This is a genomic window from Nocardiopsis coralliicola (assembly GCF_054779695.1).
Genome location: NZ_BAAGXT010000011.1, coordinates 56573 through 71249 on the forward strand (window position 1 = coordinate 56573; position 14677 = coordinate 71249).

Annotated in this window: 15 protein-coding genes; 4 read left to right on the top strand and 11 right to left on the bottom strand. The window is 70.4% G+C overall.

The window, feature by feature from the left end:
• Window positions 1–58 precede the first annotated feature (58 nt).
• Complete coding sequence (locus tag ACYVGT_RS10705; protein WP_460856619.1) at window positions 59–1213, bottom strand: acyl-CoA dehydrogenase family protein; 1155 nt, start codon at window positions 1211–1213, stop codon at window positions 59–61.
• 319 nt (window positions 1214–1532) lie between these two features.
• Window positions 1533–2276, bottom strand: coding sequence for a phosphotransferase enzyme family protein (locus ACYVGT_RS10710; RefSeq protein WP_460856621.1), 744 nt, complete (start codon window positions 2274–2276; stop codon window positions 1533–1535).
• A 401-nt stretch (window positions 2277–2677) separates the two neighbouring features.
• On the opposite strand from ACYVGT_RS10710, the gene ACYVGT_RS10715 reads away from it, so the two are divergent.
• The gene (locus ACYVGT_RS10715; RefSeq protein WP_460856623.1) at window positions 2678–2983 is read left to right on the top strand and encodes an ArsR/SmtB family transcription factor; all 306 of its coding nucleotides are present in this window, start codon (window positions 2678–2680) and stop codon (window positions 2981–2983) included.
• Window positions 2983–4059 (top strand): ACR3 family arsenite efflux transporter, encoded by a 1077-nt coding sequence (gene arsB, locus ACYVGT_RS10720; RefSeq protein WP_460856626.1) that lies wholly within the window; start codon window positions 2983–2985, stop codon window positions 4057–4059. Before ACYVGT_RS10715 ends, arsB begins: the two co-directional genes overlap by 1 nt.
• 162 nt (window positions 4060–4221) lie before the next feature.
• Here the strand turns inward: arsB and ACYVGT_RS10725 are convergent, their stop codons facing one another.
• The 4 genes from ACYVGT_RS10725 to ACYVGT_RS10740 all read right to left on the bottom strand — a co-directional run bounded on the left by ACYVGT_RS10725 (window position 4222) and on the right by ACYVGT_RS10740 (window position 8600).
• A complete protein-coding gene (locus tag ACYVGT_RS10725) occupies window positions 4222–4635 on the bottom strand; it encodes an arsenate reductase ArsC (protein ID WP_460856628.1) in 414 nt (137 codons plus the stop codon).
• 244 nt (window positions 4636–4879) lie between these two features.
• Window positions 4880–5929, bottom strand: a complete 1050-nt coding sequence (locus ACYVGT_RS10730; RefSeq protein WP_460856630.1) for a flavin-containing monooxygenase — start codon at window positions 5927–5929, stop codon at window positions 4880–4882.
• Between the two features lie 56 nt (window positions 5930–5985).
• Window positions 5986–7221 carry an MFS transporter gene (locus ACYVGT_RS10735; protein ID WP_460856633.1) on the bottom strand — a complete coding sequence of 412 codons (1236 nt, stop codon included), beginning with the start codon at window positions 7219–7221 and terminating at the stop codon, window positions 5986–5988.
• Window positions 7218–8600, bottom strand: a complete 1383-nt coding sequence (locus ACYVGT_RS10740; RefSeq protein ID WP_460856635.1) for an FAD-dependent oxidoreductase — start codon at window positions 8598–8600, stop codon at window positions 7218–7220. The genes ACYVGT_RS10735 and ACYVGT_RS10740 overlap by 4 nt, the downstream gene beginning before the upstream one ends.
• Window positions 8601–8695: 95 nt before the next feature.
• Here ACYVGT_RS10740 and ACYVGT_RS10745 point away from each other — a divergent pair, with 95 nt between their 5' ends.
• Window positions 8696–9595 (top strand): helix-turn-helix domain-containing GNAT family N-acetyltransferase, encoded by a 900-nt coding sequence (locus ACYVGT_RS10745; RefSeq protein ID WP_460856638.1) that lies wholly within the window; start codon window positions 8696–8698, stop codon window positions 9593–9595.
• Between the two features lie 213 nt (window positions 9596–9808).
• Here ACYVGT_RS10745 and ACYVGT_RS10750 read toward each other — a convergent pair whose 3' ends face one another.
• The 3 genes from ACYVGT_RS10750 to ACYVGT_RS10760 are packed head-to-tail and all read right to left on the bottom strand — an operon-like array spanning window position 9809 to window position 11020.
• Window positions 9809–9988, bottom strand: a complete 180-nt coding sequence (locus tag ACYVGT_RS10750; protein WP_460856641.1) for a DUF397 domain-containing protein — start codon at window positions 9986–9988, stop codon at window positions 9809–9811.
• A 32-nt stretch (window positions 9989–10020) separates the two neighbouring features.
• Entirely contained in the window at window positions 10021–10209 is a 189-nt protein-coding gene (locus ACYVGT_RS10755) for a DUF397 domain-containing protein (protein WP_460856643.1), read from the bottom strand.
• A complete protein-coding gene (locus ACYVGT_RS10760) occupies window positions 10187–11020 on the bottom strand; it encodes a helix-turn-helix domain-containing protein (protein WP_460856645.1) in 834 nt (277 codons plus the stop codon). Before ACYVGT_RS10760 ends, ACYVGT_RS10755 begins: the two co-directional genes overlap by 23 nt.
• 177 nt (window positions 11021–11197) lie before the next feature.
• Here ACYVGT_RS10760 and ACYVGT_RS10765 point away from each other — a divergent pair, with 177 nt between their 5' ends.
• Window positions 11198–11743 (top strand): ATP-binding protein, encoded by a 546-nt coding sequence (locus ACYVGT_RS10765; RefSeq protein ID WP_460856648.1) that lies wholly within the window; start codon window positions 11198–11200, stop codon window positions 11741–11743.
• A gap of 375 nt (window positions 11744–12118) precedes the next feature.
• Here ACYVGT_RS10765 and ACYVGT_RS10770 read toward each other — a convergent pair whose 3' ends face one another.
• A complete protein-coding gene (locus tag ACYVGT_RS10770; RefSeq protein WP_460856650.1) occupies window positions 12119–13222 on the bottom strand; it encodes an LURP-one-related/scramblase family protein in 1104 nt (367 codons plus the stop codon).
• Between the two features lie 147 nt (window positions 13223–13369).
• Complete coding sequence (locus ACYVGT_RS10775) at window positions 13370–14632, bottom strand: MFS transporter (protein ID WP_460856653.1); 1263 nt, start codon at window positions 14630–14632, stop codon at window positions 13370–13372.
• Window positions 14633–14677: the final 45 nt, after the last annotated feature.

A 14677-nucleotide genomic window follows, 5' to 3' on the forward strand; every position in this document is an offset into this window, starting at 1 on the left:
CGGCGGCACCCGCGGCGCCGGCCGTGCCGGTGACGCGGGTGCGGACCAAGGAGCGCGGCTAGCGGCCCTGGGTGAGGTGGCGGCCGATGACCATCCGCTGGATCTGGTTGGTGCCCTCGACGATCTGGAGGACCTTGGCTTCGCGGAGGTAGCGCTCGGCGGGCAGGTCGCGGGTGTAGCCCATGCCGCCGAGGACCTGGACGGCGTCGACGGTGGTCTTCATGGCGGCGTCGGTGGCGAAGAGCTTGGCCATGGCGGCCTGGCGGCTGAAGGCGCGGCCGGCGTCGCGGCGGCGGGCCGCGGCGAGGTAGAGCTCGCGGGCGGCCTCGACCTGGGTGGCCATGTCTGCGAGGAGGAAGGACAGGCCCTGGAACTCGGCGATGGGGCGGCCGAACTGGCGGCGGTCGCGGGCGTAGTCGACGGCGAGGTCGAGGGCGGCCTGGGCAAGGCCCACGGCGCAGGCGGCGATGCCGAGGCGGCCGGAGTCGAGGGCGGCGAGCGCGATGGGGAAGCCCTGGCCCTCCTCGCCGATGCGGGCCCCGGCGGGGATCTCGGCGCCGTCGAAGCGGAGGACGGCGGTGGGCGAGGCGTTCATGCCCATCTTGCGCTCGGGGGCGTCGGCGGCGATTCCGGGCAGGCCGGTGGGCAGGTGGAAGCAGCTGATCCCGCGGGCCCCGGAGTCGGGGGCGCCGGTCCGGGCGAAGAGGGCGGCGAAGTCGGAGACTCCGGCGTGGGTGATCCAGGATTTGGCGCCGGTGACGCGGTAGCCGGCACCCGTGGGCTCGGCGCGGGTGGACAGGGCGGCCGCGTCGGACCCGGAGTGCGCTTCCGACAGGCAGTAGGAGCCGAGGAGGTCGCCGCCGAGGAGCGCGGGCAGGTGCTCGTCGCGCTGGGCCGGCGTGCCGTACTCGGCGAGGGGGAAGCAGGCCAGGGTGTGGACGCTGAGCCCGAGGCCGACCGCGAGCCAGGCTCCGGCGAGCTCTTCGACGACCTGCAGGTAGACCTCGTAGGGCTGGTCGCCGCCGCCGTGCTCAGAGGAGTACGGCAGCCCGAGTAGCCCGGCAGCGCCGAGGGTGCGGAAGAGGCCGCTCGGAAACTCGCCGCGCTCCTCGCCTTCGGCGGCGCGCGGCGCCACCTCTTTCTCCGCGAGGTCGCGGACCAGACCGAGCAGCTCGGTCGCCTCGTCGGTCGGCAGGATGCGCTCAACGGCCATGTCGTCCCCGTCGCTCAGTAGCCCAGATCCATCGGTCGTCCGACTACTTCTTCGGACGTCCGACTATCTGCCAATACTGGCATGCCCTGAATCACACCCTTTCACCCGCCCTGGCGTCGGGGGGCCAGGCTCCGGCCCCCTCCCCCGCCCCGGCCGCGGGGACGCCTCCCGAGAGCACGACAAGAAAGGACGGCTTCGCCGGCAGCATTTTTGCCCTGTGCCGGCGCTTCCTACCTCGGCTTCCCAGTCCTCCGCCATCACTGGGCCGGGAAGAAGGCAGCAGCGGCGGACCCGCCGGACCGGCCCGCTGCCGCAGGCGCTAGCGCGGCTTCAGCCCCTCGCGGATGGTCTCGGCTTTGGTCCGCACGTATTCGACGTCGCGCAGGTACAGGTCGGCGTGGCCGTCGGCGATGTCCTTCGCGAACTTCTCGTCACCCGCTCCGGCCCGGGTATGCATGAGGTCGACGAGGCCCCGCAAGCGCTCGCAGACCAGCTCGGGAAGTGCTTCGCGGTCTTCGGCGGCCAGCCCGTAGGAGTCGCAGAACGTCCGGGCCCTGTCCACCTGGGAATCCACCGTGCCGAACCCGTCGGGGTGCTCCGGGGCGGCGAGCGGAGCGAACCGGTACAGCGCATAGGCGATGTCCCAGGTGCGCGGCGCGGGGTGTGCGGTGTCGAAGTCGATGATCCCGACGGCCTCTTCGCCGCGGAAGACGCAGTTGTAGGGCGCGAAGTCACCGTGGCACACCGTCTCCTCAGGGGGCCTGGCCGGCAGCATCCAAACGTCGTCCGGGCGGTGCTCGAAACCCTGACCGGCGTCGTGGAGCCGCCGCAGCAGCGCCGCCGAGCTCACCAGGGCCCGCTCCGACCGCACCGCGGCCGAGAGCGGATAGTTGCCCACGTCACCGGCGATGAAGCCGACTACCTCCCGCCCACCCTCGATCCCCCGAGGCTCGGGCACCGGAAGCCCCTCTGACCGCAGGTGGCGCAGGAGGCGGTGGACAGTCGGCGTCCATTCACCGGCTTCCCGCACGACCCCGGAACCGCTGAACTCGATGCGCGTCATGCCTGCCTCTCGATGCGGAGGGGTCACCGGGCGCTGCGGCCAACCAGGACCTCCGTACCGCTCGAACGCCCATCGCCGCCACATGGCCGCCCGGCCCGCTACAGCCGGAGCTTCCCGGTCCGGCCACCCCGCATCGGGATGGTACGCCTAGGCCCGCGAAGGGACCCCGAAAAGGCCTCAGTACGCCCATGTTCGCCAGCGCAGCTGCCGCCTGCCTTGCCCGTCATCCGGCCCCGGCTCCACCCGCCAGCCTGGGCAGGGATCGGCCGAAGGAAAGCCTGCCAGCGCCCTCCTTCGCTCGCCTGACCAACGCCGTGCCGCAGCTACCCCTGCGGACACGGCTATGCGGACCCCCATGGCCGCACGTCCTGGTGGCTCCACACTTGAGTTAACATCATTCCATGATGATGTCAGTGGAATCTGATGTGTTGCGGGCTCTTGCCGATCCGCTGCGCATGCAAATCGTGACCCTGCTGTCGCGAGAGACGCTGTGCACAACCCACCTCATGGAGGAGACAGGCGCTCGGCAGACGAACCTGTCGAACCACTTGCGGGTGCTGCGCGAGGCGGGGCTGGTGGAGACCGAGCCGTGCGGACGGTACACCTACTACCGGCTCCGTCCCGAGGCCCTGGAAGCCGCGTCGGCGTCTTTGGCCGAACTGGCTGGGGCCGCACGCACCAACGCAGAGAACAAGAGGCCGTGCTGATGGCGCGCACCGATACGAAGCAGCACTCTGGTTCGGTGGCCGCCGGCCTGTCGTTCCTCGACCGCTTCCTGGCGGTATGGATTCTGCTGGCGATGGCTGCCGGCCTGGGGCTGGGGCGCCTCATCCCTGGTCTGGGGGAGGCGCTGGCCGCTCTGGAGGTCGGCGGGATCTCACTGCCGATTGCGCTCGGCCTGCTGATCATGATGTACCCGGTGCTGGCCAAGGTCCGCTACGACCGGCTGGACACCGTCACCCGGGACACCCGGCTGCTGGTGTCCTCGCTCGTGGTCAACTGGCTCGTCGGGCCGGCCGTGATGTTCGCACTGGCGTGGATCTTTCTGGCCGACCTGCCCGAGTACCGGACCGGTCTGATCATTGTCGGACTGGCGCGCTGCATTGCCATGGTGATCATCTGGAACGACCTGGCCTGCGGCAATCGCGAAGCCGCGGCGGTCCTGGTGGCCCTGAACTCGGTGTTCCAGGTCTTGGTCTTCGGCGTACTGGGCTGGTTCTATCTGTCGGTGCTGCCCGGGTGGCTTGGTCTGGACACCGGCGGCTTGGAGGTCTCGGCGTGGCAGATCGCCCTCAATGTCGTGGTCTTCCTCGGCATTCCGCTGCTGGCCGGTTTCCTCACCCGGCGCATCGGCGAGAAGCGCATGGGCCGCGAGCGGTACGAGACGGCGTTCCTGCCCAGAATCGGGCCCTGGGCGCTTTACGGACTCCTGTTCACCATTGTCCTGCTGTTCGCCCTCCAAGGCGGCACCATCACGTCCAACCCGCTGGACGTGGCCCGCATCGCCCTGCCGCTGCTCGCCTACTTCGTCATCATGTGGTTCGGCACGTTCGCCTTCGGTAAGGCGATCGGCCTGCCCTATGACCGTACGAGCACCCTGGCTTTCACCGCGGCCGGCAACAACTTCGAGCTGGCCATCGCGGTGGCCATCGCCACCTTCGGCGTCACCTCCGGTCAGGCCCTGGCCGGTGTGGTGGGGCCCTTGATCGAGGTACCGGTGCTCATCGCCCTGGTCTATGTGTCCTTGGCGTGGCGGCGCCGATTCCCCGCCGGCAAGCGCTGAATGCGTGCACTGCCACGGTGACCGGCGGGCCCGGGGAGAAGGTCTCCGCGGGCCCGCGCACCCCCAGCGGCTCCAGATGGCCAACCACCGGCCGGAACCTGGTGCACCAGATGACTGCGTGCCAGGTGCGGGATGCGGCCGAGCGCTCGAGGTGACGTCCGCTCAGTAGCGGGCGTCGACACCGAGGTCGGCCAGCAAGCCGCGGACGCGGCGGGCAATCTCGTCGCGGATCGGTCGGACCGCTTCAACCCCCTGGCCGGCCGGGTCGTCCAGCCCCCAGTCGAGGTAGGTCTTGCCGGGGAATATGGGGCAGGCGTCACCGCAGCCCATGGTGATGACGACGTCGCTGGCCTCGACGGCGTCGATGGTCAGGATCCTTGGGCGGGCCGCGGTGATGTCGATGCCGACCTCCTGCATGGCCTCGACAGCTGCCGGATTGACCGCGTCGGCCGGTTCCGATCCGGCGGATCGGATCTGGACCGCGTCACCGGCGAGGTCGGCGAGCCAGCCTGCGGCCATCTGGGATCGGCCCGCGTTGTGCACGCACACGAACAGGACGCTGGGCTTGTTGGACATGGTTTTCCCTAGTTGCTCATCGGTCAGGGCGATCTGGGACGGGAGCGCGGGCAGCAGGACGCTACACGCGCTATTGATGTCGTTGCGTCTGTTGTCGACCTCGGTAAAAGTGGCGCAGGGAAATCGCCTTCTCCTCACCCGCGTTGCCGGCCACGGACACGGCGGCCTCTCCACGCCGCCTGGAACCCTCCTCTCGCTGATGTGCGCCCCTCGGGTCCGGCCCGTGCTCTGTAAAAGGCGTGTGTCAACGATGGGTGCGGGTGAGCAGCCGCCGTACGACATAGCGGGCGTCGCGGCCGACCCCGCGCAGGGTGGCTGAGGAGAAGCTGCGCTGGAACTCCATCCCGACGTATCCCAGACCCGGCACGGTGGTGGAAATTCCGCCCCGGTGCCGCGGAAGCCCTTGGGCGTCGAGCGCGCCGGCCGGTGCGAGGTGATCCAGAGCGGGCCGGTAACCCGTGGCCAAGATCAGGGAGTCGACCTCTTCCACGATTCCGTCAGACCACGTCACCTTGGCATCGCCCAAGCGAGTAAACATTTCCCGCCGATCGGGATTGCCCGTCGCGAATGCTGCACGGTAGCGGCCATCATCGTTCACCAGGGTCGGACCCTTGGCCCACACACGGCCCAGCGGGGCAGCGTCAAGCCCAGTGCGCGTGAACCACCAGTGGATGTCCTTGCCCAAAGGCCGCTGATTCGCCCAGGCCACCGGAGACCGGGTTGCGAGGCTCACCCAGGCCACGCCGGCGAGCTCCGCGGCGATCTGCACTCCGGAATTGCCACCTCCGACCACGACGACACGTTGCCCACCGAAAGGCCCGGGTGAGCGGTATTGGGCCGTGTGCATGATGGTTCCGGTGAAGTCTGCCAACCCGGGCAATGCCGGCTGGTGGGGGCGAGTGAAGCCGCCCGAGGCAGAGACCACCGCCGCGGAGCGCACACGGACTCCTTCTGCCGTCGTGAGGACAAACCCGTTCTCATCCTGTTCGACCGTGAGCACCCGCTGGCCGCAGCGCAGGTCGGCGTCCAAGTGTGCGGCGTAGCCGCGCAAGTAGGCCACCACCTCATCTCGGCGGGGATAGCGTTCCGGGTCACCCTGCATCGCGCGTCCGGGCAGTGCAGAGAATCGTGCAGGGGAAAACAGGGTCAGGCTGTCGTAGTAGTGCGGCCAGGAACCGCCCGGCCGATCGGCCGCCTCCAGCACCAGGGGGCGGACCGCCTCGCGGTTGGCGGCCCACGCCGCGGCCAGCCCCGCTTGGCCGGCGCCGATGATAGCGAGGGGGACTTCTTCCATGGCGGGATCCTTCGTGCTCGAGGAAGCGACCGTGCGATGCGTGACCCGCAGACCGGTCAATACGGGGGCGCGTCTCGGTCCTGCTTGCTGCGGGTGCGGGTAGCCAGGCTGGTGACGGCGCCCAGGGCGGCCAGGGCTCCCAGCGCGAGGAAGGCGGCGGTGTATCCGCCCAGCGGGCCGGCCAGTGCGGCGCCCGCCCAGGGGGCGAGCGCGATGGCCAGCATGAGCGGCGTGTGCATGACGGCGTTCACGGTGGCGTAGTGCGCGGTGCCCCACCGGTCGGAGACAGCGGTGGCTTGGAGGAGCGTGAGCAGGCCGCGCGCCATCCCCGCCACCACGGCAACGGCCAGGATCAGCCCCAGATGCCCCGGTGCCAGCGCCAGCAGGAGGGTGGTTGCCGAGCAGGCGCCCAATACGATCGCGGCCCGCAGCACCGGGCCGGTCCAGCGGTCCAGCGGCGGGTAGACGAGCCGGCCGAGGACCTGGCCGATCCCGCCGGCACCGAGCGCCCAGGCGGCCTCTGCCGTGCCGAATCCGCGCTCTGCCAGGAGGGGCACCAGGTTCACCATGGCGGCGAAGACCGTGAAGGACCCCAGGGCCAAAGACACCGCCAGGGCGAGGAACGCACCGCTGCGCACCACTGCGCGGGCTTCCCGGTTCCGGCCGCCGCGGCGCTGCGGGCCGCCGGGGGACCAGCCCCGCGGCACGGCGAACACCAGCAGCGGAACCACGGCGACCAGCAGAAGGAGGGCGAGCACGAGGTAGGTGCCCCGCCATCCCCACGCCGACTCCAGCGCCGCGGTGAGCGGGGCGAAGATGGTGCTGGAGAGACCGGCGACCAGGGTCAGGGCGGTCAGCGCCCGCACTCTCGCCGCGCCGAACCAGTGGGTCAGGGCAGCAAAGGCCGGCGGGTAGAACAGCCCGGCCATCGACACCCCCGCCGCCAGCCATGCGGCGGTGAAGGCCCACAGGTTCGGTGCCAGGGCGATCGCCGCCACGGCCGGCACGGCGAGCAGCGCCGCCGCAGTCATCGCCGGCCGCGACCCGCGTGACTGCAGCCAGCGCCCTACCGGGATGCCCGCCAGCCCCGCCACCACCTGCGCGGCCGAGAACAGCGCGGTCACCGTCGCCAGTGACCACCCCGTGTCGGCGGTGATGCTCGGCGCCAGCACCGGGAAGGCATAGAACAGCACGCCGTAGCCGGTGGTGACGGTGATGCACAGAACCGCCAGCCCCCGGCGCGCACCGGCCACCGCGGGGGCGCCGGAAGCCCGGCTGGGAGCAGCAGTCACGGAACCCGGGCCGGTTCACCCGGCCCATCCTGCTGCACCGCGCTGGAGCAGCTCTGCTCCGCCGCTGGGCCTTCCCGTGGTTCGGCGACTGGGCCGCAGCCGCCCGCGTCGGCCTCGGGCGGAATGGGCGAGTCAGCCAGGCCGGAGCCGCTGCACACACCCGTTTCGGGTAGCACGAGCTCGACACGGGCCGCGCTTTCGCGGTCCCCGGCCAGGTGCGCGGCGATACTGCGCGCCTGCTCGTACCCGGTCAGCGCCAGGAACGTCGGAGCGCGCCCGTAGGACTTCATCCCGGCGAGGAAGAACCCTTCCTCCGGGTGGGAGAGTTCGGCTGCGCCGTGCGGGTAGACGGTTCCGCACGAGTGCTGGTTGGGATCGATGAGCGGCGCCAGAGCGGTCGGCGCCTGGAGCGTGGCGTCCAGGCCGAGGCGGACCTCGGACAGCAGCGACAGGTCCGGCCGGAAACCTGTCAGCGCCACCACCTCGTCCACCGGCTCTAGCTCCCGATTGCCACTGTCCACCAGAATCAGGCGCCCATCCGCCGAGCGCACGGACGCGATGCGGAATCCGGCAACCACCTCGATCAGTCCCGCTTCGGCAGCGGCGCGCGCCCGCTGGCCGAGAGCGCCGCGCGCAGCGAGCTGGTCGTCTGCGCCGCCGCCGAAGGCGTCGCCGATTTCGCCGCGCCGCAGCACCCACACCGCCTTCGTGCCGGCATGTTCCTGGGCCACCGCGGAAAGGGCCACGAGCGCCGTCAGTGCCGAGTGGCCGCTACCCACCACGGCGGTAGTCCGGCCTGCGTAGCGAAGCCGTGCCTCTTCCTCATTCAGGTTGGGGACTCGGTAGGAGATCCGCGCGGCGCCCGCGGCTTCGCCCAGTGCGGTGAGGCCGTCCGCGCCCAGCGGATTGGGAGAGCCCCACGTTCCGGAAGCGTCCACGACCGCACGGGCCAGCACTCGCTCTTCGCCCTCGCTGCTCTGCACCCGCACGGTGAAGGGGTGCTCTTGCCGCTCGGCATCCACTACGCGATCCCTGCCCATCCGGCTTACGCCGGTCACCCGGGCACCGAAGCGCACCCTCGGACCAAGGGCGTCAGCGAGCGGCGCGAGGTAGGAGTCGATCCATTCGCGGCCGGTCGGATACGTGTCGTCATCCGGACGCGCCCAGCCCTCTGTTGCGAGCATCTTCTCCGCGGCCGGGTCGACCAGATCGCGCCAGGTTGAGAACAGCCGCACGTGCCCCCACTCGCACACCGCCGCCCCCGCGTGGTCGCCTTCTTCCAGTACAAGCACCGGAAGTCCCCGCGCGACCAGTTCTGCTGCCGCCGCCAGCCCTGTGGGACCGGCCCCGATCACCACGACGGGACGCTCGTCGGACATTGCGCACCCCTTTCATCGATTTACATCAATGCTCGGCGACTCTATCGATGGCAAACGATGGACGCAACCATTGATTGACGTCGATACTGTGAAGCATGACCGCGACACGGCCCGAGCCCACCGCGCCGGCACTGCCCCAGACCGATGCCGAGACCTACGCCGCCTGGTTCGCCTGCCTAGCCGAACCGGTGCGTGTCCAGCTCCTGCACGCCATCGCCTCCGCTCCAGGCGCAGCCAGCGTGGGCGCGCTTGCCGAGATGGTGGACATCCGGCAGCCCACCGTCTCCCACCACCTGCGCAAACTCGCCGATGTCGGGTTCGTGACCCTCACCAGGGTGGGCACCTCCACGCGGGTCGCCATCAATCCCGCCTGCTGCACCGGCCTTCCTCATGCCGCCGACGCGGTGATGGGCATGGTCAACGCGCGGCCCTGCTGCCCCACGGACCTCCCGGACGACGTCACCACCCGCACCATGATCGACGCCGACCTGGACGTAGTCAGCCAGATCTACGCCCAAGGCATCGCCACCGGGCATGCCACCTTCGAAACCGAAGTGCCTCCCGTTGAGGCTTTGAAGGACCGCTGGCTGCCCGGACACCGATGGGTAGCGGAAGCGGACGGGGTCGTGGTGGGCTGGGCCGCCGCCGCTCCCACCTCCAACCGTGCGGTCTACGCCGGGGTGGCCGAAACCTCCGTAAATGTTGCCGAAGACGCGCGTGGGCGCGGCGTAGGCAAGGCCCTGCTGCACCGGCAGGTCACTGAGGCCGATGACGCCGGCCTATGGACGCTTCAGACCTCGGTCTTCCCTGAGAACCGCGCAAGCCTGGCTCTCCACCACCAGGCCGGTTTCCGGACCGTCGGTGTCCGCGAGCGCATCGCCCTCCACCACGGCCACTGGCGGGACACTGTCCTGTTGGAACGGCGGCGCCCGGACGGCGAGGCTGCTCACCGCGCGGGTCTCCGGGCCGATGGCCCCGACTGTTCGGCGCCTTGACGGAGAGCTCATCTCATAGGGTTCCCCGTGCTGGCTGGGTGGCGGCAATGATCGGCGCGGCGCTGTAATTGGAAGAAGCCCGGATGAGCGCTCTCGCCAATAGTGACGGAGCAGGGGAAGCATGCCCTCGAAGCTGAGGGCTGACCCACGATCAGCGCTCGTCTCCCGAGGGGTGTGGGATGCCCGGCCGCCCGAGGACGGCCGGGATGGGGATTAGAGGGCGGTGTGCTTGATGGACTGCAAGAAGGCGGTCCACTCCCCTGGGACGACAGAGAGGTGCCCGGCTGCTCTGTTTTGGGTGTCGCGGACCTTCACCTGATCAGGCGTGTCGGCAACCTCGACACACTCGCCGCCGTGTCCTTGGCTGTAGCTCGACGTGCGCCAATCTGGCATAACGCTCCTTCAGAGAGGTACTCAGCCTGGCACTAAAAGCGTTCCCGTCGAGCGCTCTGGATGAACGCAGCCCACTCCGCTGCCGCAACGGACAGGTTGCATAGCAGAGGGTTCTGGCTGTCGCGGACGGCGACGCCGTTTTGGGTGGTGGCACGGCACTCGACGCAGTTGTCAGCGCCCTTCTGGCTGTAGCTGGACTTAGCCCAGTCCGTGCCCAACATCGTCGTACTCTCTCCTGATCTTTTCGATGAGCGCTCGGGACGCAGAGGGCGGTAGGGCCTCTGAACAGAGGTCGCCGAAAACACTCGCGTAGTCCTCGACGGCCTCCGTGTCATCCCGGGGCACGCTGGCGTGGCGGGTCTCAACGTAGGACACGCGCCGCTTCTCCGGGACCGTGAAGAGGATGAATGGGCCGTCGACGCCGTGGTGGACTTCCGATGACATCGGTATCACTTGGATCGTGATACGCGGTCCAGCGGATGCCTCCAGCAGGTGGCTCAGCTGCCGCCACATGATGGCAGGGCCCCCGATCGGCCGCCGCAGCACGTGCTCTTCGAGCACGACTTTGAGGACTGGACCGCGCTCTGCCCGCAATCGCTCTTGCCGCTTCATCCTGGCCGCGACAGCCTCGTCGAGTTCGGCCGGAGTATCACCCGGACGGCCAGTCTGGATGACCGCGCGGGCATACGACTCTACTTGCAGGAGTCCGGGCACGACAGACAGTTGATATGCCCAGATTTCCGTTGATTCGCGCTCGATCGCCACAACATCACGGAACCAGGGGGCGTAGCCGTCCTCCTTGTTGAGGTCATCCCACCGCTTGAGGAGTGATCCTCCCGCATTGAGAACCGAGTCCATCCGCTCTATGTGCTCGCGCCGAGTGCCCTTATTGCCCCGCTCTAGGCCACTGATCTGGGACTGCTTCAGGAATACCGCTGACGCCAGTTGTACCTGTGTCAGGGCGGAACGGTCACGCCATCGGCGCAGGTCAGCGCCAAACCGGCGCCGTGCAGCCGAATCCGAATCTCCCATGATTCATTCATATCACCGGGATAGTCATCGATACAGCGGAGCATTTTTATTCTTCACCACCCAGTAATAACAGTAGAACCCGCGGGCTAGTTGCGCGCATGCTCATTCATCAAGAAGCCCCGGCGGGTGCGTGAACACCCCCGGGGCACGGCCTCCACCTAAATACGAGGTGCAGACATGAACGACTCTAGCTATTCCGGCGGGGTTCCCGCATCTTCCGCGGGGCGGGTGATGGAGCGGCGGGCTGTCCTGCCGTGCGACTCCTACGGACTGCGGCGGGCGCGGTCGATGACGCGGATCGCGGTGCGGCCGATCGCCGGCGACGCCGTCGTCGACAGCGCCGAGATCTGCGTCGACGAAGCCTTCTGCAACGCCTGGCGGCACACCTGGTCCGGTGCGCCCGGCGGCACCGCCCGCCTCCGCCTGCACGCCGCCAGCCCCGGGCCGCTCTGGATCGAACTCGCCGACGACGGCCCGCTCGTCCGCGGCAGCCGCCCCCGGATCGCCGACGGCGCCGGCGACCCCGACTCCGAGTCCGGCCGCGGACTCTTCCTCATCGACTGCCTCGCCGCCTCGTGGAGCTACTCGGCCGGGCCCGGCAGCGGGCTCCTGCGCATCGTCCTCGCCATCGACGGCGCCGACGCCTCAGACGCCCAGCCGCGCACCGCCGCGCGCCTCCCGCTGACCGGCTCTTCCCGGGCCCCGGCGCCCCGCGCGGGCTAGCTTCCCGACCGGGGCCGCCCGCGCCGCACTTCCCCACGGACGGGCGGCCCCTTCCTTCAATCCCCCTCTGCGGAAGCGCACCTCGGGCGTCACACGCCCCGCTCCGGCCGGGCGGCGCACGAGACAGGCCACCGCACCAACACCGATCCGAAACGGCCCGCGCTCATGCGGTTCGCGCCCACGCAGGGAGGGGCCGCGAGGAGCGCCAGGGGACTACGGGATCCGACCGGATGCTGGGCAGGACCAGGCGCACCGCCGCGACACAGCGGAAAGGCTTCCGGCGAAGCCGTCCTTTCCTTTGGCGAAGCCCCGCCCGCATGCCCGGCCTTGCGCCCGCCCGACTCCGGTCGGGCGGGCCACTCAATCCCAACCAGCTCAGCGCTTGCGGCCGCGGGAGCCACCGCCGCGGCGGCCCGACGACTTGCGCGGAGCGGAACGGCGGGCCGATCCGGAACGGCCCGCGCTCTTGCGGTTCGCGCCCTTGCGGCTCGCCCCGCCGCTCCGCGACGCGGACGCCTTGCGGGCACCGCCCTTGCCGCCCTTCCCCCCGCTCTTGCCCCCGCCGCTCTTCGCGCCGCCGGCGCGGGCCGACGAGCCGATGCCGCCCGACGACGAGGAGCCGCCCAGCAGCCCGGACAGGAATCCGCCCTTGCGCGCACCCGACGGCTTCGCCGCCCCAGCCGTGCCACCCTTCGACCGCGCCGGACCGGTCCGCGACCCGAGCGTCCCCGCAGCCGCCTGCGGCGGGTTCGGGGCGCTGCGCGCGCCGCCGCCGTCCTTGCGGTCGTTGCGCCGCGCCGCCCGCCGCTCCGCCCGGTCGTGCCGGTGCCACTGGTGGTTCGGGTGGTGCTGGTGGTGCCCGTAGTGGTGGTGCCGATGGCGGCGGTCATAGCGGGACGACGAGTAGTAGTAGTCCGGCTCGCGCTCGTGCAGCAGCACATCGACGGTGACCGCCGCGGCCACCACCAGCTTGCGCATCGCCGGGTGCAGCTGCCCGGCGAACTCCACCGCGTACCGGTCCTCAGTGCCGAACCATGCGCCGCGCAGCCCGGTGTGGCGCTTGTTGATCCGCGCTGCCTCCGCGCCGTGCAGCTGCACGCGGAAGTCCCACCCCGTCCAGTTGCCGCTGATCTCCCCCACCGTGTGCCCGTGCGGGTCCTTGATCCGGAACTGGCTGCCCAGCAGCGACCGGCCCTGGACGATGGTCCCGATGAAGTGCCCCATCGCCCACACGTGGATGTGCGGCTTGCCCATCCGCCACGGCTTGTCGATGACCATGAGCTCTTCGCCGCGCACGCCGTACACGCTGAACCGGTGCGGCCGGCTCTTCCCGCTCCAGCCCGACCACGCCGACCGGTGTTCGGCGACCGTGGCGACCGGCGCTCCCGCACCGTCGAACACCTGGTAGCGCCCGCCGCTGGCGAACAGCCGCCGCGGCTGCTCCACAGTGAGGACGGGCGCTGCGTACAGGGGGACCATCGCGGGGACCTCGCATCTCTGCCGTTCCTGCGCACGAACACGCAGTCCCGGCAAAGTACCGGACTTCGTACCGCCCGCCGCAACCGGATCCGCTCTTCACCACCGCTTTGACCGGCACCGGCCCGCCCGGCAGCGGTGCGGAACCGCCTACCCGCCGACCGCGTCCTCAGTAGCCGCCTCCCGGCGCCGACCTGTATCGCGCGGCGCCCCGCTGACAGGCAGCCGGACCGCGAGGACCGCGAGGAGCAGGCCCAGCACGGCGAACGCCGCTCCCCCGAACCCGCCCCAGCGCAGCAGCCCCGCCGCGACGCCGAGGCCGCCCAGCGCCGCACCGATCGCATTGGCCAGATTGAACGCCCCGACGTTGACCGCCAGCGACAGAGTCGGCGCCGCTCCCGCATGGCGCAGCACCAGCGACTGCAGCGGCGCGATGGTGGCGGTGGACAGCAGGCCGAGCACCAGGACCAGGCCCACCATCGGTACCGGATCCCCCGCCGCAAGCGGGAACGCCGCCAGGGTGAGCACCAACGCGGTGAACACGCCCGCGAGGGTGCCGCCGAGCGAGAGGTCGGCCAACCGGCCGGCGATGAGGTTGCCGGCGAACCCGCCGGCCCCGTAGGCCAGCAGCAGCGCCGGGACCACGCCAGCCGCGATACCGGTCTCCCGGGTCAGCAGCGGCACCAGGTAGGTGAAGACGACGCTGACGCCGGCGAACCCGATGACCGTGGTCGCCACGGCCAGCAGCACCGGCCCGCGCAGCAGTGTCCGGAGCTCGTCGCGGACCCCCGTGGCGGGTGCGGGGGTGCGGGGCATCGCCCGCGCCAGCAGTGCGACCCCGAGGACCGCCGCCGCGGCCACGATCGCGAACGGCAGCCGCCAGTCGGTGTTCCCGCCCAGCAGCGCGCCCAGCGGAACCCCCATCACCGTGGCCACGGTGAGCCCGGAGGCCACGATCGCGACCGCCCTGCCCTGGCGGGCCGGGCCCAGCGCCGCGGCGGCCGTCATCAGCCCGATCGCGAACAGGGTCGCCTGGCTGGACGCCGAAACCACCCGGCCCACCATCACCCACGGATAGCTGGGCGCCAGGACGGTGACCAGAATGCCCGCGACGAACACGGCGCCGAGCGACAGGGCGAGGCCCTTGCGCGGCAGCCGCGCCGTCAGCGCGGTCACGATCGGCCCGCCGATCGCGACGCCGAGCGCGTAGGCGGTCACCGCCTGGCCGGCCGTCGCGATGGTGACCGAGAGGTCGCCGGCCATCTGCGGCAGGACTCCGGCAACGAGGTATTCGGCGGTGCCCGTGCAGAAGACGAGCAGGACAAAGCCCGCCAATGTGAGAATCGGCGAGGCGTGCGGAGTCCGGGGAGCCGGAGTCGGGGCGGTGTGTGTGGAGTCTTCGTGGTTGTTCACGCCGCTATGCTCAAGGTTCACATCAATGTGAAGGCAAGCGAGGAG